This is a genomic window from Streptomyces sp. SD31 (assembly GCF_052068475.1).
Taxonomy (GTDB): domain Bacteria; phylum Actinomycetota; class Actinomycetes; order Streptomycetales; family Streptomycetaceae; genus Streptomyces.
On record NZ_JBQHCX010000002.1, the window covers coordinates 730,526 to 746,687 of the forward strand.

Sequence of the window (16,162 nt, forward strand, 5' to 3'; positions counted from 1 at the left end):
GCCCAGGGCGCGAATTTAATGCCCCGAGGCGGTCATCCGGCGTCAATTTCGAACACTTATTCAATTTCCGGGGGCTGCTTCCCGGCTACGCGGGATTGCCCCGGCTGTTCTGCGGGTTCGTGCGCGGTGTCTCCTGTGAGAGTGCCCGGTGCCAGCGGCCCAGCAACCCCTCCGGCACCTCTTCCGCCGTGAGCGCGAAGACGAGATGGTCCCGCCAGGCTCCGTCGATGTGGAGATATCGCGGACGCGTTCCCTCCTCGCGGAATCCGAGTTTCTCCACGACCCGGCGGCTCGGGCGGTTCTCGGGGCGAATGCAGACCTCGATGCGGTGCAGCCCGACGGTGCGGAAACAGTGGTCCACGACCAGCGCCACGGCGGTCGGCATCACCCCGCGGCCCGCCACCGCCTCGTCCACCCAGTAACCGATGTGCCCCGAACACATCGAGCCCCAGGTGATCCCGGCGACCGTCAACTGCCCGACCAGCCGCCCCTGGTACTCGATGACGAACGGCAGCATCCGGCCCGAGTTCGCCTCGGACCGCAGATGCCGGACCATCTGGCGGTAGGTCGGCCGGTGCGCGATCGGCCCGCTGGGCGTGGGCGGCGGAATCGTCGCCTCCCAGGGCCGCAGCCAGTCCCGGTTGCGCCGGTTGACCTCGCGCCAGGCCCGTTGGTCGCGCATCTTTATCGGCCGGAGGACGACATCGCCGTCCCCCAGCACGACGGGCCAGGATGGGCTGTTCAGCTCGCACCCCCGCTGCTGGGTCTGGGGTGGTCGCCGCCGCGGATCTGGTCGACGGCGTGGATCAGGAGGGGCTCCAGGACGGCCAGGCCGTCCTTCACCCCGCCGCTGGAACCGGGCAGATTCACGATCAGCGTGCGCCCCGCCACTCCGGCCAGGCCCCGGGACAGCACCGCGGTCGGCACCTTGTCCCGGCCGAACGCCCGGATGGCCTCCGCGATGCCCGGCACCTCGTGGTCGATCACCTCGCGGGTCACCTCGGGTGTGCGGTCGGTCGGCGAGATGCCGGTGCCGCCCGTGGTCACGATGACGTCGTACCCGGCCTCGACACCGGCGCGCAGGGCGGCGCCGACCGGGTCGCCGTCGGGCACGACCTGCGGCCCCTCGACGTCGAAGCCGAAGCCCTTCAGGCCCTCGGCGATCAGCGGGCCGCCCTTGTCCTCGTAGATCCCGGCGGCAGCCCGGTTGGAGGCGGTGACCACCAGAGCGCGATACGTCATGCCCGGCTCCAGTCGCCCGACTTGCCGCCCGTCTTCTCCTCGACCCGTACGTCCGTGATGACCGCTCCCTTGTCGACTGCCTTCACCATGTCGATCACGGTGAGCGCGGCGACGGAGACCGCGGTGAGGGCCTCCATCTCGACGCCCGTGCGGTCCGTGGTCTTCACGGTGGCCAGGATCTCCACGGCGTCGTCCGCGACCGACAGATCCAGTTTCACACCGGACACCGACAACGGGTGGCACAGCGGGATCAGGTCCGGTGTGCGTTTGGCGCCCATGATGCCCGCGATGCGCGCGGTGGCGAGGGCGTCGCCCTTGGGGACGCCCTCACCGCGCAGCAACTCGATCACACGGGGCGAGACGAGGACCCGGCCGCTGGCGCGGGCGGTGCGCGCGGTCACGTCCTTGCCGGACACGTCGACCATGCGGGCCGCGCCCGCGTCGTCGATGTGCGTGAGGTGGTCCTGCGTGGATGGGTCCTGCGTGCTCATGCTTGTGTGGCGCTCCCGGTCCGGGCCCGTCGCGGTGCGGCGCACGGGCCTGCTGTGCGCGACACGGTACCGCCAAGCAGGGCCTCTCAGCCGAGCAGGACCACCTCGACCTCGCTGCCGGGCTCGACGCTCTCCACGTCCTCGGGGACCACGATCAGCGCGTCCGCGTGCGCGAGGGCCGCGATCAGATGGGATCCGGCGCCGCCGACCGGCCGCACCGCGCCGTCGGCATACGTCCCGCGCAGGAACTGTCTGCGCCCCTTCGGCGAGGTCAGCGCCTCGTCCGCCGCCAGGGTCGCGGTCGTGCGCGGGCGGTGGACGTCCTCCAGGCCCATCAGGGTGCGGATCGCGGGGCGGACGAACAGTTCGAAGGAGACGTACGACGACACCGGGTTGCCCGGGAGCGCGAGCAGCGGGGTGTGGTCCGGGCCGATGGAGCCGAAGCCCTGGGGCTTGCCGGGCTGCATGGCGAGCTTGCGGAACTCGACGCCGCTGCCGGCCTCGTCCTCGTCACCGACGTGGGACAGGGCCTCCTTGACGACGTCGTACGCCCCGACGCTCACGCCGCCGGTGGTGACCATGAGGTCGGCGCGGACGAGCTGGTCCTCGATGGTGGAGCGAAGGGTCTCGGCGTCGTCGGCGACGGCGCCCACGCGGTAGGCGATGGCGCCGGCGTCACGGGCGGCGGCGGTGAGGGCGAAGCTGTTGGAGTCGTAGATCTGGCCGGGGCCCAGGTCCTCGTCGGGCTGGACGAGTTCGCTGCCGGTGGACATGACGACCACGCGTGGGCGCGGGCGCACACGTACCGTGCCGCGGCCGATCGCGGCGAGCAGCGCGATCTGTGGCGGGCCGAGGATCGTGCCGGCCTCGAGGGCGCGGTCGCCGGACTTCACGTCGCTGCCCTTGGCGCGCACGTGCGCGCGTGCCTCGGCCGGCCGGTAGACGTGCACCTGGCCCTGGGCGCCCTCCGGGGCGAGGCTGCGGGCGCGCATCCCGGTCACCGGGCCCTCGCCGAGGCCGCCGTCGGTCCATTCCACCGGTACGACGGTTTCGGCGCCGGGCGGCAGCGGGGCGCCGGTCATGATGCGGGCGGCCTGGCCGGGGCCCACCTGGAGCAGGTCGGCCTGGCCCGCCGCGACGTCCCCGACGACCTCCAGCGCGGCGGGGAACTCCTCGCTCGCGCCCGCGACATCCGCGACCCGCACCGCGTACCCGTCCATGGAGCTGTTGTCGAACGGCGGCAGGGAGACCGGCACCGTGACGTCCTCGACCAGGACGCAGCCCTGGGCGTCGAGCAGTTGCAGCTCGATGGGTTCGAGGGGGCGGACGGTCGCGAGGATGTCCTCCAGGTGCTCGTCCACCGACCAGAGGTGGTCCTGACCGGCGGGGCGGGTCGCGGCGGTGCTCAAATCCCTACATCTCCTCGGCTACGTAACTGCGAAGCCAGGTCCGGAAGTCCGGGCCCAGGTCTTCACGTTCGCATGCGAGTCTGACAATGGCACGCAGATAGTCGCCGCGGTCACCGGTGTCATAACGGCGGCCCTTGAACACGACGCCGTGCACGGGTCCGCCGACCTTCTCGTCCGCGGCGAGCTGCTGGAGGGCGTCGGTGAGCTGGATCTCGCCGCCGCGGCCCGGCTCGGTCTTGCGCAGTATGTCGAAGATGTGCGGGTCGAGGACGTAGCGGCCGATGATCGCGTAGTTCGACGGGGCGTCGGCCGCGGCGGGCTTCTCGACGAGGTCGTGCACCTTGACCACGTCGCTGTCCTCGGTGGGGTCCACGGCCGCACAACCGTAGAGGTGGATCTGCTCGGGGGCGACCTCCATGAGCGCGATGACGCTGCCGCCGCGCTGCTCCTGCACCTCGACCATCCGCTTGAGCAGCGGGTCGCGCGGGTCGATCAGGTCGTCGCCGAGCAGAACGGCGAACGGCTCGTGGCCGACGTGCGGGGCGGCGCACAGGACGGCGTGGCCGAGGCCCTTGGGGTCTCCCTGGCGGACGTAGTGCATGGTGGCGAGGTCGCTGGACTCCTGCACCTTCGCGAGCCGGCCGGCGTCGCCCTTCTTCTGAAGGGCCGATTCCAGCTCGTAGTTGCGGTCGAAGTGGTCCTCCAGGGGGCGCTTGTTGCGGCCCGTGATCATGAGGACGTCGTCGAGGCCGGCGGAGACGGCCTCTTCGACCACGTACTGGATCGCCGGCTTGTCGACGACCGGCAGCATCTCCTTGGGAGTGGCTTTGGTGGCCGGCAGGAAGCGGGTGCCCAGGCCCGCTGCGGGGATGACAGCCTTGCTGATCCGAGGGTGTGACTGAGTCATGCCCGACACCATATCCGGTGCCTTTGCAGGGAATCTGAGGCTCCGGTTAATTGGCTCTCATATGAGCGCATAAGGAAGGGTTCGGGAACGACCAGTGAGTCACAGCGGGCGTCCGGCCGAGACTGACAAGCGAACGTTGCGGCGAGAGTTCGTCTCGGTGAGGAACAGGTTGACTGCCGATGACCTGCGGGCATCGGCGACCGCGCTGGCCGGGCGGGCGCTGGAGCTGCCCGAGCTGGCGCATGCGGGCACGGTGGCGGCGTACGTCTCCGTGGGGAGTGAACCCGGCACGCTCGCGCTGCTGGACGCGCTGCGCGCGCGGGGTGTGCGCGTCCTGCTGCCCGCCCTGCTGCCCGACAACGACCTCGACTGGGGCGCGTACACGGGAGAGGACTCCCTCGCCCGCGTCCAACACGGCGGAAAGATGGCCCTCTTCGAGCCCACCGGCGAACGCCTCGGCCCGGACGCCGTGACCGACGCCGATGTCGTGCTGCTGCCGGGCCTCGCGGTCGACGCGCGCGGGATGCGTCTGGGGCGCGGCGGAGGGTCGTACGACCGCGTCCTCGCCCGGCTGGAACGCGCGGGGGCCCATCCCGCCCTGGTGGTGCTGCTGTACGACTCCGAGGTCGTCGAGCACGTCCCCGAGGAGCCGCACGACCGGCCGGTGCACGCGGTGGTGACACCGTCGGGCACGCGCCGCTTCCGGGAATCCTGAGCCGCGCTCCGCATGCGAAGGGGCCCTCCACGCGCGCGTGGAGGGCCCCTTCGGTCGTTCGACCGTCAGTGGGTCATGGCCTGAGCACCAGGGTGTCGCTCGTGCTCTCGTCGACCGCGCCGTCCGAGAAGGACCAGTCGAGCAGTTCGCCGTCGGCCCACTTGTCCGTCTGGTCGGTGTAGTGGGCGCTGTAGGCGTGCCCGGAGGCACCGGTGAGGTTGATCCACTTCGACTTGTCGAGGTCGCCGAGGTTGACCACCATCCGCATCGACGGCACCCAGACGACGCCGTAGCCGCCGGCGGCGTTCCAGCCCGAGGCGTTGACCGTGGCCTCGCCGCCGCTGAGCTTCCAGGGGCCTCGGTTGAGGACGTACTGCAGGAAGCTCGGGCCGTCGGTGCCGAGGGTCTGGTTCTTCAGGAACAGGCGGTGCAGCCGGCCCCAGCTCCAGGTGTCGATGTCCTTGCCGAGCTTGGCGGTCAGCTCCCAGCGGGCGTCGATCATGGCGCGCTTGAACAGGTCGTCACGGTTGTGCACCGCGCCCGGCCGGGTGAGCGACTTCGGTGTGGTCCACCAGTCGTTCTTCGGGTCGTCCATGAGGGTGCGGACGACCTCGAACCAGCGGTCGCCGCCGTCCGGCTGCGCCTGGTCGGCCTCGCGCTCACCGCACTCGCGCACCTTCTCCGTCTCGTCCGCGGGACCGGTGGTGTTGACGGGATCGACCCACAGGCACTGGCCCTCGACGCGCAGCTCCTTGGGCAGCTTGTTGCCGAAGGCGAGCTTGAGGATGTTGCGCCAGACCGAGTTGAAGTAGGCGGCCGCCGCCGAGTCGGCGTCCTGGGTGTAGTCCCAGCCCTCCAGGAGCTTCTGCGCCTCACGGACGTCCTTGTCCTCGATGTCGATCTTCAGCAGCTTGGGCACGAGCAGCTTGGCGATCTCGCTGCTGTTGTCCAGCTGCATCTGGCGCATGTCGTCGGTGGAGATCTTGCCGCCGTCGTCGATCTTCGACTGGATCAGGTCGGTGATGCGCTGACTGCGGGCGCCGTAACCCCAGTCCGTGGTGAGCGTGTAGGGGTACTTGGACTGGTCGACCACGGCCTGGTTGGCGGTGACGATGTAGCCACGCGACGGGTTGTACTCGTACGGCAGCTCGTCCTGGTCGATGTAACCGGTCCAGCGGGACTTGGCGTCCCAGCCCGGCGCCGGGACGGAGCCGTCGTAGCCCTGCGCGCGCGTGGGGATCTTTCCGGGCAGCGTGTAGCCGATGTTGTCCTTGGTGTCGGCGTAGATCAGGTTCTGCGAGGGCACGTCGAACAGGGCGGCCGCGGCGCGGAAGTCGCTCCAGTTCGTCGCCTTGTCCATGGCGAAGACGGCGTCCATGGTGGTGCCCGGGCTCAGCGCGGTCCAGCGCAGTGCGATGCCGTAGCCGTCGCCGCGGTCGGGGGCGGCGGTGTCGACGGTGGCCTTTCTGCCGACCTTCACGAGTTCGGAGCTGCGGTCGGACAGCAGGGGCCCGTTGTTGGTCTCACGGACGACGATCTTCTTGGCGGCGCCGCCGGCGACCTTGATGGTCTCCTCGCGCGCGGTGAAGGGGACCGTCTTGCCGTCGTACAGGTAGCCGTCGCCGGAGAGCTTCTCCAGGTAGAGGTCGGTGACGTCGACGCCGGAGTTGGTCATGCCCCAGGCGATGTTCTGGTTGTGGCCGATGACCACGCCGGGCATGCCCGCGAAGGTGTAGCCGGAGACGTCGTACTGGCACTTGCTGGAGACCGTGCGGCAGTGCAGGCCCATCTGGTACCAGACGGACGGCAGCGAGGCCGACAGGTGCGGGTCGTTGGCCAGCAGCGGCTTGCCGGTGATCGTGTACTTCCCGCGGACCACCCAGGAGTTGGAGCCGATGCCGTTGCCGTTCACGCCGACGGCCGTGGGGAGGTCGTCCAGAACGTTCTGCAGGCCCGACAGCTGGCTCTGCAGGCCGGTGCCGGTGCCCGAGGCGGCGGCCGTACCGCTCGTGGACCCGGCGGTCGACGAACCCGCGGAGGACGTGGCGCCGCTCTGCTCGAACGTCTTGGTGACCTCGTCGTACTGGCCCGACTGGACGATCGTCTTGTTGCGGCTGTACGGGTAGTCCGGGTAGAGGTCCGCGATCTGCTTGGGGCCGAGGCGGCTGGTCATCAGGGCGCGGTCGGTCTCGTCCTTCATGTTGCCGCGCAGGTCCCAGGCCATCGCCTTCAGCCAGGAGACCGAGTCGACCGGGGTCCACTGCTCGGGCTTGTAGTCGTTGGTGAACCCGAGCGCCGCGTACTCCAGGGAGATGTCCTTGCCGTCCTTGCCGTCCAGGTAGGCGTTGACACCCTTGGCGTAGGCCTGGAGGTACTTCTTGGTGGAGGCCGACAGCGTCTTGTCGTACTCCTCCTTGGCGATCCGGTTCCAGCCCAGGGTGCGCAGGAACTCGTCGTTGTCGACCTGGCTCTTGCCGAACATCTCCGACAGGCGCCCGGACGTCATGTGGCGGCGTACGTCCATCTCGTAGAACCGGTCCTGCGCCTGGACGTAGCCCTGGGCCATGAACAGGTCCTCGTCGGAGGAGGCGTAGATCTGCGGGATGCCGTAGTCGTCGCGCTTCACGTCGACGGGCCCGGACAGGCCCGCGAGCGTGAGGGAGCCCTTGGTCTGCGGGAAGGAGGCCCGGACGGTGCTGATGGACCAGTACCCCCCGTAGCCGACGCCTCCGACGAGGGCCAGCACCAGCACGAGAACGATCAGGCGGGCTTTGCGCCCCTTCTTCCTGCCGGACTTGCCGGGCTGCTGACCCGTGGAGGCGGTGGTGTTGGGGGGCATCGCTGTCCTTGCTGTCCTAACGCGAGCGGCAGGCGGTCCTGGAGTGCTGGAGCAACCATAGGCGCAGGGCCCGGTCCAACTTGACGCGGAGTAGGGAACCAGCACGGACGGACGTTCGATCATGCCTGCCCGAGTGTCAAGAAATCGTCAAGAGTTAGGTAAGGTAACGAAGTAGTTGGGTGCGGAGAACCGCCACTTCGTGTCCTATGTACGTGAGCCCACGCGCGCGCGTGGGCCAGGGAAAGGGAACGGCCGCTGACTGTCCACGACCTCAACCAGCTCCTGCTCGTCTGCTCGCTCGTCCTGCTCGTCGCCGTCGCAGCGGTCCGGATCTCCTCGCGCAGCGGGCTCCCCAGCCTGCTCGTGTACCTGGGCATCGGCGTGCTCATGGGCCAGGACGGCATCGGCGGCATCCGCTTCGACGATGCCGAGCTGACGCAGGTCATCGGGTATGCGGCGCTGGTCGTGATCCTGGCCGAAGGTGGTCTCGGCACGAAGTGGAAGGAGATCAGGCCGGCGCTTCCGGCCGCCTCCGCGCTGGCCCTGGTCGGGGTCACGGTGAGCGTCGGGGTCACGGCGACGGCCGCGCACTACCTGGTCGGGCTGGAATGGCGGCAGGCGCTCATCATCGGGGCGGTGGTCTCCTCGACCGACGCCGCCGCGGTCTTCTCCGTGCTGCGGAAGATCCCTCTCCCCTCGCGCGTGACGGGCACCCTGGAGGCCGAGTCCGGCTTCAACGACGCCCCCGTGGTCATCCTGGTCGTCGCCTTCTCCCAGTCCGGCCCGATCGAGCACTGGTACGCGCTGCTGGGCGAGATAACCCTGGAGCTGGCCATCGGCGCGGCCATCGGCATCGCGGTGGGCTGGCTGGGCTCCTGGGGGCTCAGGCATGTGGCGCTGCCCGCCTCCGGCCTCTACCCGATCGCCGTCATGGCCATCGCCGTCACCGCGTACGCGGCGGGCGCCTCGGCGCACGGCAGTGGCTTCCTGGCGGTGTACCTGGCCTCGATGGTGATGGGCAACGCGCGGCTGCCGCACTGGCCGGCCACCCGCGGGTTCGCCGACGGGCTCGGCTGGATCGCCCAGATCGGCATGTTCGTCCTGCTCGGCCTGCTGGTCACCCCGCACGAGCTGGGCGACGACATCCTGCCCGCGCTGGCCATCGGGCTGGTGCTGACCATGGTGGCGCGCCCGCTGAGCGTCGTGGCATGTCTGGTGCCGTTCCGGGTCCCCTGGCGGGAGCAGGCACTGATGTCCTGGGCCGGGCTGCGCGGCGCCGTGCCCATCGTTCTCGCGACGATCCCCATGGTGGGCGGCGTCGAGGACAGCCGCCGCATCTTCAACATCGTCTTTGTCCTGGTCGTCGTCTACACCCTGGTCCAGGGACCGACGCTGCCCTGGCTCGCCCGCAAGCTGCACCTCGGCCGGGGCCCCGAGGCCGCCGACCTCGGCATCGAGTCGGCGCCGCTGGAGCGGCTGCGCGGACATCTGCTGTCCGTCGCGATCCCCGAGGGCTCGAAGATGCACGGCGTCGAGGTCAACGAGCTGCGGCTGCCCGCCGGAGCCGCCGTCACCCTCGTCGTCCGCGAGGGAAAGTCGTTCGTTCCGCTGCCGACGACGGTGCTGCGGCTCGGCGACGAACTCCTCGTGGTCGCCACGGATCCGGTACGGGACGCCGCGGAGCGCCGACTGCGCGCCGTGGGGGCCGGGGGCAAGCTGGCCGGGTGGCTGGGGACGAACGGGGCGACCGGAACCGGGCGATCCAATCGCAGGTGAAGCACCGGACAGTGCTCATTTTCACAGGGGCGACAGGCGCTGTTCCCTGTACTATGCAGGCGTAACCCCGATCAAACCAACTCTGCCTGACGCAGAGCTGGCGCGACCGTATGGCGGCCGGGATGCCCCTCCTTCAGTGGGCGCCGGTATCTACCGCAGTTCCGCGCGACAGGACAGCTCTCGGCGCCGCCCCCCACCCGACGGGGTCGCGCTACCAGGCGGCAGAAAGGCACGGGCCGTGGCGTCCACGGTCACCATCGAGCCGTCGAAGGACTCGTCGGCTCCCTCCCGCCCGGGATACGGACAGCTGCTGCGCACCCGCGGCGCCTGGACGTTCCTGCTGCCCGGCTTCGCGGCACGCCAGCCGTTCGCGATGCTGACCATCTCCATCGTGCTGCTCGTGCAGCACACCACCGGCTCCTACGGCGCGGCGGGCGCCGCCGCGGCCGTCACCGGCGTCTCCATGGCGCTGTTCGCGCCGTACAGCGGCCGCCTCGCCGACCGCTACGGGCAGCGCACCGTACTGGTCCCCGGCGTGCTGGTGCACACGCTGTCCGGCCTGACCCTGACGGTGCTCGCGCTTAACCACGCCCCCTTGTGGGCGCTGTTCGTGGCGGCCGTCCCGACCGGTGCCTCGGTGCCGCAGGTCGGGCCCATGGTGCGGGCCCGCTGGGGCGTGAAGCTCCAGGGCTCGCCCCTGATGACGACCGCGGCGGCCTTCGAGTCGGTCACGGACGAGCTGACCTTCGTCGTCGGCCCGTTGCTGGCCACCGCCCTGTGCACCGCCGTCGACCCGGCCGCGGGCCTGGTGACGGAGGCCGCGCTCACCCTGCTCGGCGGTCTGCTGTTCGCCGCGCAGAAGAGCACCCAGCCCTCGGTCACCGTCAGTGGGCACGCGCGCGTGGAGCACGCTTCGGCCCTGCGCGTGCCCGGCGTACGCGTGCTGATCGTGACCTTCCTGGGCATCGGTTCCGTCTTCGGCGGCATGCAGGTCTCGCTGGCCGCCTTCACCGAGTCGATCGGCGAACCCGGACTCAATGGCGTCCTGTACGGCACCTTCGCGGCGGGCAACATGCTCTCCGGCATCGCCTGCGGCGCCATCGCGTGGAAGGTGGCCCCGCAGCGCCGCCTCGTCGTCGGATACGCCGCCCTCGCGCTGGCCGCGTCCGGCCTGTGGGCCGCCCACTCGGTGCTCGTCCTGGCCGGCCTCGGGCTGCTCGTCGGCATGTGCATCGCGCCCGCGCTGATCACCGGGTACACCCTGGTCGAGGACCTGGTTCCGGCCGGGGCCCGCACCGAGGCCTTCACCTGGCTCACGGGCGCGGTGGCGCTCGGCCAGGCCGCCGCCGTCACGGTCGCCGGACAGCTGGAGGACCGCTTCTGGGGCGGGGCCGGGTTCCTGGTGCCGATGGGCGGGACGATGCTCGCCCTGGCGACCCTGGTGGCGCTGCGCTCGCGGCTGGCGGCGCGGCCCGGCGGTCGTACCGTCGCACGTGGCGTCGGTCACCGCGTGCCGGTGGCAGTGGACTGAGCGGCTGGAATACGTCACTATGGTTCGTCGTTAGCACTCATCGAGTGAGAGTGCCAGGAGGAAGACAGTGCCCACCTATCAGTACCAGTGCACCGAGTGCGGCGAGGGTCTCGAAGCGGTGCAGAAGTTCACCGACGACGCCCTGACCGAGTGCCCCAGCTGCCAGGGCCGCCTCAAGAAGGTGTTCTCCGCGGTCGGTATCGTCTTCAAGGGCTCCGGCTTCTACCGCAACGACAGCCGCGGCTCCTCGTCGAGCAGCTCGCCGGCGTCGTCGAAGTCGTCGACGTCCTCCTCGTCCGACTCGTCCTCTTCCTCTTCGTCCTCCTCGACGGCTTCTTCGTCGTCCTCGGACTCGAAGTCGTCGAGCACCGGCACCTCCTCCAGCAGCTCCGCCGCGTAAGCACCCCCTACGCGCGCGTAGGACCCAGCTCTTACGGGACCCTGTCGTCATCCGGCGACGGGGTCCTCGGCTTCTCCGGGTCCGGTTAGGGTGCGGGCATGGTGAACAAGGCGAACGTCGAACTCGGCGTGATCGGCGGCTCCGGCTTCTACTCGTTCCTCGACGACGTGACCGAGATACAGGTGGACACCCCGTACGGGCCGCCCAGCGACTCCCTCTTCCTCGGCGAGATCGCCGGCCGGCGGGTTGCCTTCCTGCCCCGGCACGGCCGCGGCCACCATCTGCCGCCGCACCGGATCAACTACCGGGCCAACCTCTGGGCGCTGCGCTCGCTCGGCGTGCGCCAGGTCCTCGCCCCGTGCGCGGTGGGCGGCCTGCGTCCCGAGTACGGGCCGGGCACGCTGCTCGTGCCGGACCAGCTGGTCGACCGTACGAAGTCCCGGGCGGGGACGTACTTCGACGGGCTGCCGCTGCCCGACGGCACCGTGCCGAACGTGGTGCACGTCTCGCTGGCCGACCCCTACTGCCCGGCGGGGCGCGCGGCCGCGCTGAAGGCGGCGCGCGGACGGGACTGGGAGCCGGTGGACGGCGGCACGCTGGTGGTCATAGAGGGGCCGCGCTTCTCGACTCGTGCCGAATCGTTGTGGCACCGGGCCCAGGGCTGGTCGGTGGTGGGCATGACCGGCCACCCCGAAGCGGCGCTCGCCCGTGAACTCGAGCTCTGCTACAGCGCGTTGGCCCTGGTCACCGACCTCGACGCGGGTGCCGAGACCGGCGAGGGCGTCTCGCACGACGAGGTGCTGCGGGTGTTCGCGGCGAACGTGGACCGGCTGCGGGGCGTGCTCTTCGACGCGGTGGCCGCGCTGCCGGCGAACGAGGAGCGGGACTGTCTGTGCACGACGGCGCTGGGCGGGATGGACCCCGGGTTCGAGCTGCCGTAGCGGCGGTGTGGGGGCGGAACGTCTCGTTCGGGTGAGGGAGTTGTCCACAACCGGCCGGTAGTCCACCGGCCTCAGCGGACGGCGTCGCGATGGCTCATCGTGGCTTCGACAGCCGATCCGTCGTCGCAGGTGGTGACCCCCATGTCCTTCCCTCCCTCTTCCTCCTCTTCCTCCCCGGTTGCTCCGCGCCCGCTGGGCACGGACGCCCCCGCCACATGCGAGGTGCCGCACTTCGCCCCGGTCCGTGTGCGCGGCGGGCGGTATCAGCTGCGCCGGCTCCTACGGCACCGGAGGCGCGCCGCGGCAGCCGGGCTCGCCGTCACCGCGGCCGCGATCGTGGCGGCGGGCCCCGGAGATGCCGAGCGGACGCGGGGGCATCCGGTGGCGGAGCCCGTACGGAAACACCGTGCCGTCGAGGCGGTGGCCGCGCCGGTGCGGATCGCCGATGGAGCCACCGTGCGGCTGCTGCGCCCCGGCGACCGGGTCGACGTGATCGCCGCGGAGGACACCGCGACGGGCGGCGACGCCCAGGTGGTCGCGCGCGGGGCGCGGGTGACCGAGGTGCCGGAGCCGCTGGACGCCGCGGCCGAGAGCGGGGCGCTGGTCGTGCTCTCGGTGCCGCGTGCCACCGCGGCCCGCCTCGCGGGAGCGAGCGCTACCGCGCGGCTGGCGGTGACGCTGTGCTGAGCTGCGATTGGACAGGACGGCGTAGCCCTGACGTAGGTTGCGGAGCGGTCTGTTCCACAACGTGTGTGTGCGAGGGGTGGCTCCGAAGTGAGCGAGAAGAAGGATCCGGGCGTCTGGGAGGGCTTCAAGGCCTTCCTGATGCGCGGAAACGTGGTCGATCTGGCTGTGGCGGTGGTCATTGGCGCCGCGTTCACCAACATCGTCAACGCGATGGTGAAGGGGATCATCAACCCGCTGGTCGGCGCGATCGGCACCAAGAACCTCGATCACTACAGCTCGTGCCTGAGCTCGACGTGCGAGGGCGAGCAGGGGATCCGGATCCTGTGGGGCTCGGTCCTCGGCGCCACGCTCAGCTTCGTGATCACCGCGGCCGTCGTCTACTTCCTGATGGTGCTTCCGATGGCGAAGTACCTGGCCCGGGTCGAGGCCCGCAGGAAGGAGAAGGAGGGCGCCCACGAGGTCATCGAGGTGACCGAGCTGGAGGTGCTCAAGGAGATCCGCGACGCGCTGGTGGCGCAGCGCGGTTCGGGGCACGACGAGCGATAGCGGCTCAGAGGTGGTGGGGCGGCTTCTCGTCGAGGAAGCGCTTCAGGTCGGCGGCGCTGTCGCCCTCACCGCCGGGCCGCTCGCCCCACCCGCGGTCCGTGTCGTCGGAGGACTGCTGGTCCAGCGGGTCGTCGAAGATCAGCGCGGGCTTCGGCTCGCGCGGCTCGGGGGCGGGGGCGGTACTCATGCGTCCAGGGTACGGCCCGCACGGCGGCCCTCCACGGCGACAAGCCTCCCGGCGACGGTTCCGGCACTTGCGCGCTGGTGATCCCTTCGCAAGAAATTCCCCGTCCCATCTGCTGTGCTTGATCTCATGACGTCCAGTTCGACTCCCGCGCCGGACCCCTCCCGCCCGCCGGGAACCCGCCGCCCGCTGCGCAGGCTCACGGCCCGTGGCCGGGGTGAGGCACACCGGGCCGCCACCCCGCTGGAGCTCTTCTTCGACCTGTGCTTCGTCGTGGCCATCGCCCAGGCGGGCGTGCAGCTGGTGCACGCCGTCGCCGAGGGGCACGCGGGCGAGGGGATCCTCGACTACGCGATGGTGTTCTTCGCCATCTGGTGGGCCTGGATGAACTTCACCTGGTTCGCCTCGGCGTACGACAACGACGACGTGCTCTACCGGGTTGTCACCCTGATCCAGATCGCCGGTGTGCTGGTGCTGGCGGCCGGGGTCTCGCAGGCGTTCGAGGACCACGAGTACCAAGCGGTGCTGGTGGGCTATGTGATCATGCGGCTCGCCCTGGTGACGCAGTGGCTGCGCGCGGCCAGGGCAAGTGCGGGACCGGAACGGACGATGGCTCTGCGGTACGCCGGCGGGGTGCTGCTGTGCCAGATCGGATGGGTCGGCCTGGTGGTCGCGCCCGAGGGCGCCAGGGGCTGGGTGTTCCTGGTGATGGCGATCCTCGAGATGTGCGTGCCGCCGTACGCGGAGAAGGACCACCCCACGTCCTGGCATCCGCATCACATCGCCGAGCGGTACGGGCTGTTCACGATCATCGTGCTGGGCGAGACCATCGCCGCGGCCACGGTCGGCGTGAAGACCGGCATCGACGAGAACGACGCGCTGGGTGACCTGCTGCCGATCGCCGCGGGCGGGCTGTTGCTCATCTTCGCCGCCTGGTGGATCTACTTCGTGGTGCCGATCCATGGTCATCTGCGCTCCAACAAGCAGGCGTTCCTGTGGGGTTACGGCCACTATCTGGTCTTCGCCTCGGCGGCCGCGATCGGCGCGGGCCTGGAGGTGGCGGTCGAGCAGGTCGTCGGCAAGGCGCACATCTCGACGCTGGCCGCGTCGGCGGCGGTGACCCTGCCGACGGCGCTCTACCTGCTCACCGTCTGGGCGCTGCACTCGCGTTACTTCAAGGTGGGCATCGCCCAGCAGCTGGTGCTGCCGACCACGGCCCTGCTGGTGATCTGCTGCACGTTCCTGGGTGACTGGGCGGTGCTCGCGGCCGGCCTCGTCTCGGCGGGGGCGGTGGCGACCGGGGAGACGCTGGCGGCACGCGGGACGCCCCGGGAGGGCGGGACGGCGGCGCGGGCGCCGGTCGCCTGACCGGCCCCGCACGGCCCGGTCGCCTGACCGGCCCTACGTGGCCGGACATCGCGGGCCCGCGCCGGTGGCTGGACGAGACTGGGCGCATGACAGTTGACGCTCTGACAGATGTCGCCGGGCTGCGGGTGGGGCACGCGACGCGCATCGGCGACGGTTGGCTCACCGGCACCACGGTCGTCCTCGCACCCGAGGGCGGGGCCGTCGCCGCCGTGGACGTACGCGGCGGCGGCCCCGGCACCAAGGAGACCGACGCCCTCGATCCGCGCAACCTCGTGCAGAGGGTCGAGGCGATCGTGCTGACCGGCGGCAGCGCGTACGGGCTCGACGCCGCGTCCGGGGTGATGGCGTGGCTGGAGGAGCGGGGGCGCGGGGTGCGCGTCGGGCTGGATCCGGCGCATGTCGTGCCGGTGGTGCCCGCGGCCTGCGTCTTCGATCTGGGCCGGGGCGGCGACTTCCGGGCGAGGCCGGACGCGGCCACCGGGCGGGCGGCGGTCGAGGCGGCCGCGGCGAGCGGGACGGGGGCGCCCGTGCGGCAGGGGTGCGTGGGCGCGGGTACGGGGGCGACGGTCGGGGCGGTGAAGGGCGGGGTCGGCACGGCGAGCGTCGTTCTCGACTCGGGGATCACCGTGGCCGCGCTCGTGGTGGCCAACGCGGCGGGGGCGGCGGTGGACCCGGAGACAGGGGTGTTGTACGGGGAGTTGTTCCAGGGGCGGGTGGAGTATCCGCGGGAGCAGATGCATGAGGCCGCGCGCCTGCGCCTCGCGGAGATCGCCGCGAAGAACGCGCCGCCCCCGCTGAACACCACGCTCGCGGTCGTCGCCACCGACGCGGACCTGTCGAAGGCGCAGGCGCAGAAGCTGGCCGGCACGGCGCACGACGGCATCGCGCGCGCCGTGCGGCCGGTGCATCTGCTCAACGACGGGGACACCGTGTTCGTGCTGGCCACCGGGGACCGCCCGCTCGACCCCGGGCACCCGCTCGCGCTGAACGAGCTTCTCGCGGCGGGCGCGGACACCGTGACGCGGGCGATCGTGCGTGCCGTGCGCGCGGCCGAGTCGGTGGACGGGCCGGGTGGAGTGTGGCCGTCGTACGGGGAGTTGTACGGGGAGCAGTGACGGCAGGGAGC

Annotated in this window: 16 protein-coding genes; 9 read left to right on the forward strand and 7 right to left on the reverse strand. The window is 70.9% G+C overall.

Annotated elements, in window-relative coordinates:
• Positions 1–85: 85 nt before the first annotated feature.
• The 5 genes from ACTMVF_RS07260 to galU all read right to left on the reverse strand — a co-directional run bounded on the left by ACTMVF_RS07260 (position 86) and on the right by galU (position 4,049).
• A complete protein-coding gene (locus ACTMVF_RS07260) occupies positions 86–721 on the reverse strand; it encodes a GNAT family N-acetyltransferase (protein WP_441270101.1) in 636 nt (211 codons plus the stop codon).
• 20 nt (positions 722–741) lie between these two features.
• Positions 742–1,242, reverse strand: coding sequence for a MogA/MoaB family molybdenum cofactor biosynthesis protein (locus tag ACTMVF_RS07265; protein ID WP_441270102.1), 501 nt, complete (start codon positions 1,240–1,242; stop codon positions 742–744).
• Positions 1,239–1,733: a cyclic pyranopterin monophosphate synthase MoaC gene (gene moaC, locus ACTMVF_RS07270; RefSeq protein ID WP_441270103.1), complete on the reverse strand. Its 495-nt coding sequence runs from the start codon at positions 1,731–1,733 to the stop codon at positions 1,239–1,241. The genes ACTMVF_RS07265 and moaC overlap by 4 nt, the downstream gene beginning before the upstream one ends.
• Before the next feature lie 86 nt (positions 1,734–1,819).
• Positions 1,820–3,142, reverse strand: a complete 1,323-nt coding sequence (gene glp, locus ACTMVF_RS07275; protein ID WP_441270104.1) for a molybdotransferase-like divisome protein Glp — start codon at positions 3,140–3,142, stop codon at positions 1,820–1,822.
• Between the two features lie 4 nt (positions 3,143–3,146).
• Positions 3,147–4,049, reverse strand: a complete 903-nt coding sequence (gene galU, locus ACTMVF_RS07280) for a UTP--glucose-1-phosphate uridylyltransferase GalU (protein ID WP_403331432.1) — start codon at positions 4,047–4,049, stop codon at positions 3,147–3,149.
• Positions 4,050–4,143: 94 nt separating this feature from the next.
• On the opposite strand from galU, the gene ACTMVF_RS07285 reads away from it, so the two are divergent.
• A complete protein-coding gene (locus tag ACTMVF_RS07285) occupies positions 4,144–4,764 on the forward strand; it encodes a 5-formyltetrahydrofolate cyclo-ligase (protein ID WP_441270105.1) in 621 nt (206 codons plus the stop codon).
• 73 nt (positions 4,765–4,837) lie between these two features.
• Here the strand turns inward: ACTMVF_RS07285 and ACTMVF_RS07290 are convergent, their stop codons facing one another.
• Entirely contained in the window at positions 4,838–7,603 is a 2,766-nt protein-coding gene (locus tag ACTMVF_RS07290) for a penicillin acylase family protein (RefSeq protein WP_441270106.1), read from the reverse strand.
• Between the two features lie 255 nt (positions 7,604–7,858).
• Between ACTMVF_RS07290 and ACTMVF_RS07295 the strand changes: the two genes are divergently transcribed.
• The 6 genes from ACTMVF_RS07295 (at position 7,859) to mscL (ending at position 13,484) form a co-directional block, all read left to right on the forward strand.
• Positions 7,859–9,379 (forward strand): potassium/proton antiporter, encoded by a 1,521-nt coding sequence (locus tag ACTMVF_RS07295; protein ID WP_441270151.1) that lies wholly within the window; start codon positions 7,859–7,861, stop codon positions 9,377–9,379.
• 238 nt (positions 9,380–9,617) lie between these two features.
• Positions 9,618–10,910, forward strand: a complete 1,293-nt coding sequence (locus ACTMVF_RS07300; protein ID WP_441270107.1) for an MFS transporter — start codon at positions 9,618–9,620, stop codon at positions 10,908–10,910.
• A gap of 67 nt (positions 10,911–10,977) precedes the next feature.
• On the forward strand, positions 10,978–11,310 hold the full coding sequence (locus ACTMVF_RS07305; protein ID WP_441270108.1) for an FmdB family zinc ribbon protein: 333 nt from the start codon (positions 10,978–10,980) through the stop codon (positions 11,308–11,310).
• 98 nt (positions 11,311–11,408) lie between these two features.
• The gene (locus tag ACTMVF_RS07310; RefSeq protein ID WP_441270109.1) at positions 11,409–12,251 is read left to right on the forward strand and encodes an S-methyl-5'-thioadenosine phosphorylase; all 843 of its coding nucleotides are present in this window, start codon (positions 11,409–11,411) and stop codon (positions 12,249–12,251) included.
• 141 nt (positions 12,252–12,392) lie between these two features.
• The gene (locus tag ACTMVF_RS07315) at positions 12,393–12,938 is read left to right on the forward strand and encodes a hypothetical protein (RefSeq protein ID WP_441270110.1); all 546 of its coding nucleotides are present in this window, start codon (positions 12,393–12,395) and stop codon (positions 12,936–12,938) included.
• Between the two features lie 87 nt (positions 12,939–13,025).
• A complete protein-coding gene (mscL, locus tag ACTMVF_RS07320; protein WP_441270111.1) occupies positions 13,026–13,484 on the forward strand; it encodes a large conductance mechanosensitive channel protein MscL in 459 nt (152 codons plus the stop codon).
• A gap of 4 nt (positions 13,485–13,488) precedes the next feature.
• Here mscL and ACTMVF_RS07325 read toward each other — a convergent pair whose 3' ends face one another.
• Positions 13,489–13,671, reverse strand: coding sequence for a hypothetical protein (locus ACTMVF_RS07325; protein ID WP_403331410.1), 183 nt, complete (start codon positions 13,669–13,671; stop codon positions 13,489–13,491).
• Between the two features lie 126 nt (positions 13,672–13,797).
• On the opposite strand from ACTMVF_RS07325, the gene ACTMVF_RS07330 reads away from it, so the two are divergent.
• Positions 13,798–15,036, forward strand: coding sequence for a low temperature requirement protein A (locus ACTMVF_RS07330; protein WP_441270112.1), 1,239 nt, complete (start codon positions 13,798–13,800; stop codon positions 15,034–15,036).
• An 86-nt stretch (positions 15,037–15,122) separates the two neighbouring features.
• Positions 15,123–16,151 carry a P1 family peptidase gene (locus ACTMVF_RS07335; protein ID WP_441270113.1) on the forward strand — a complete coding sequence of 343 codons (1,029 nt, stop codon included), beginning with the start codon at positions 15,123–15,125 and terminating at the stop codon, positions 16,149–16,151.
• Positions 16,152–16,162 lie beyond the last annotated feature (11 nt).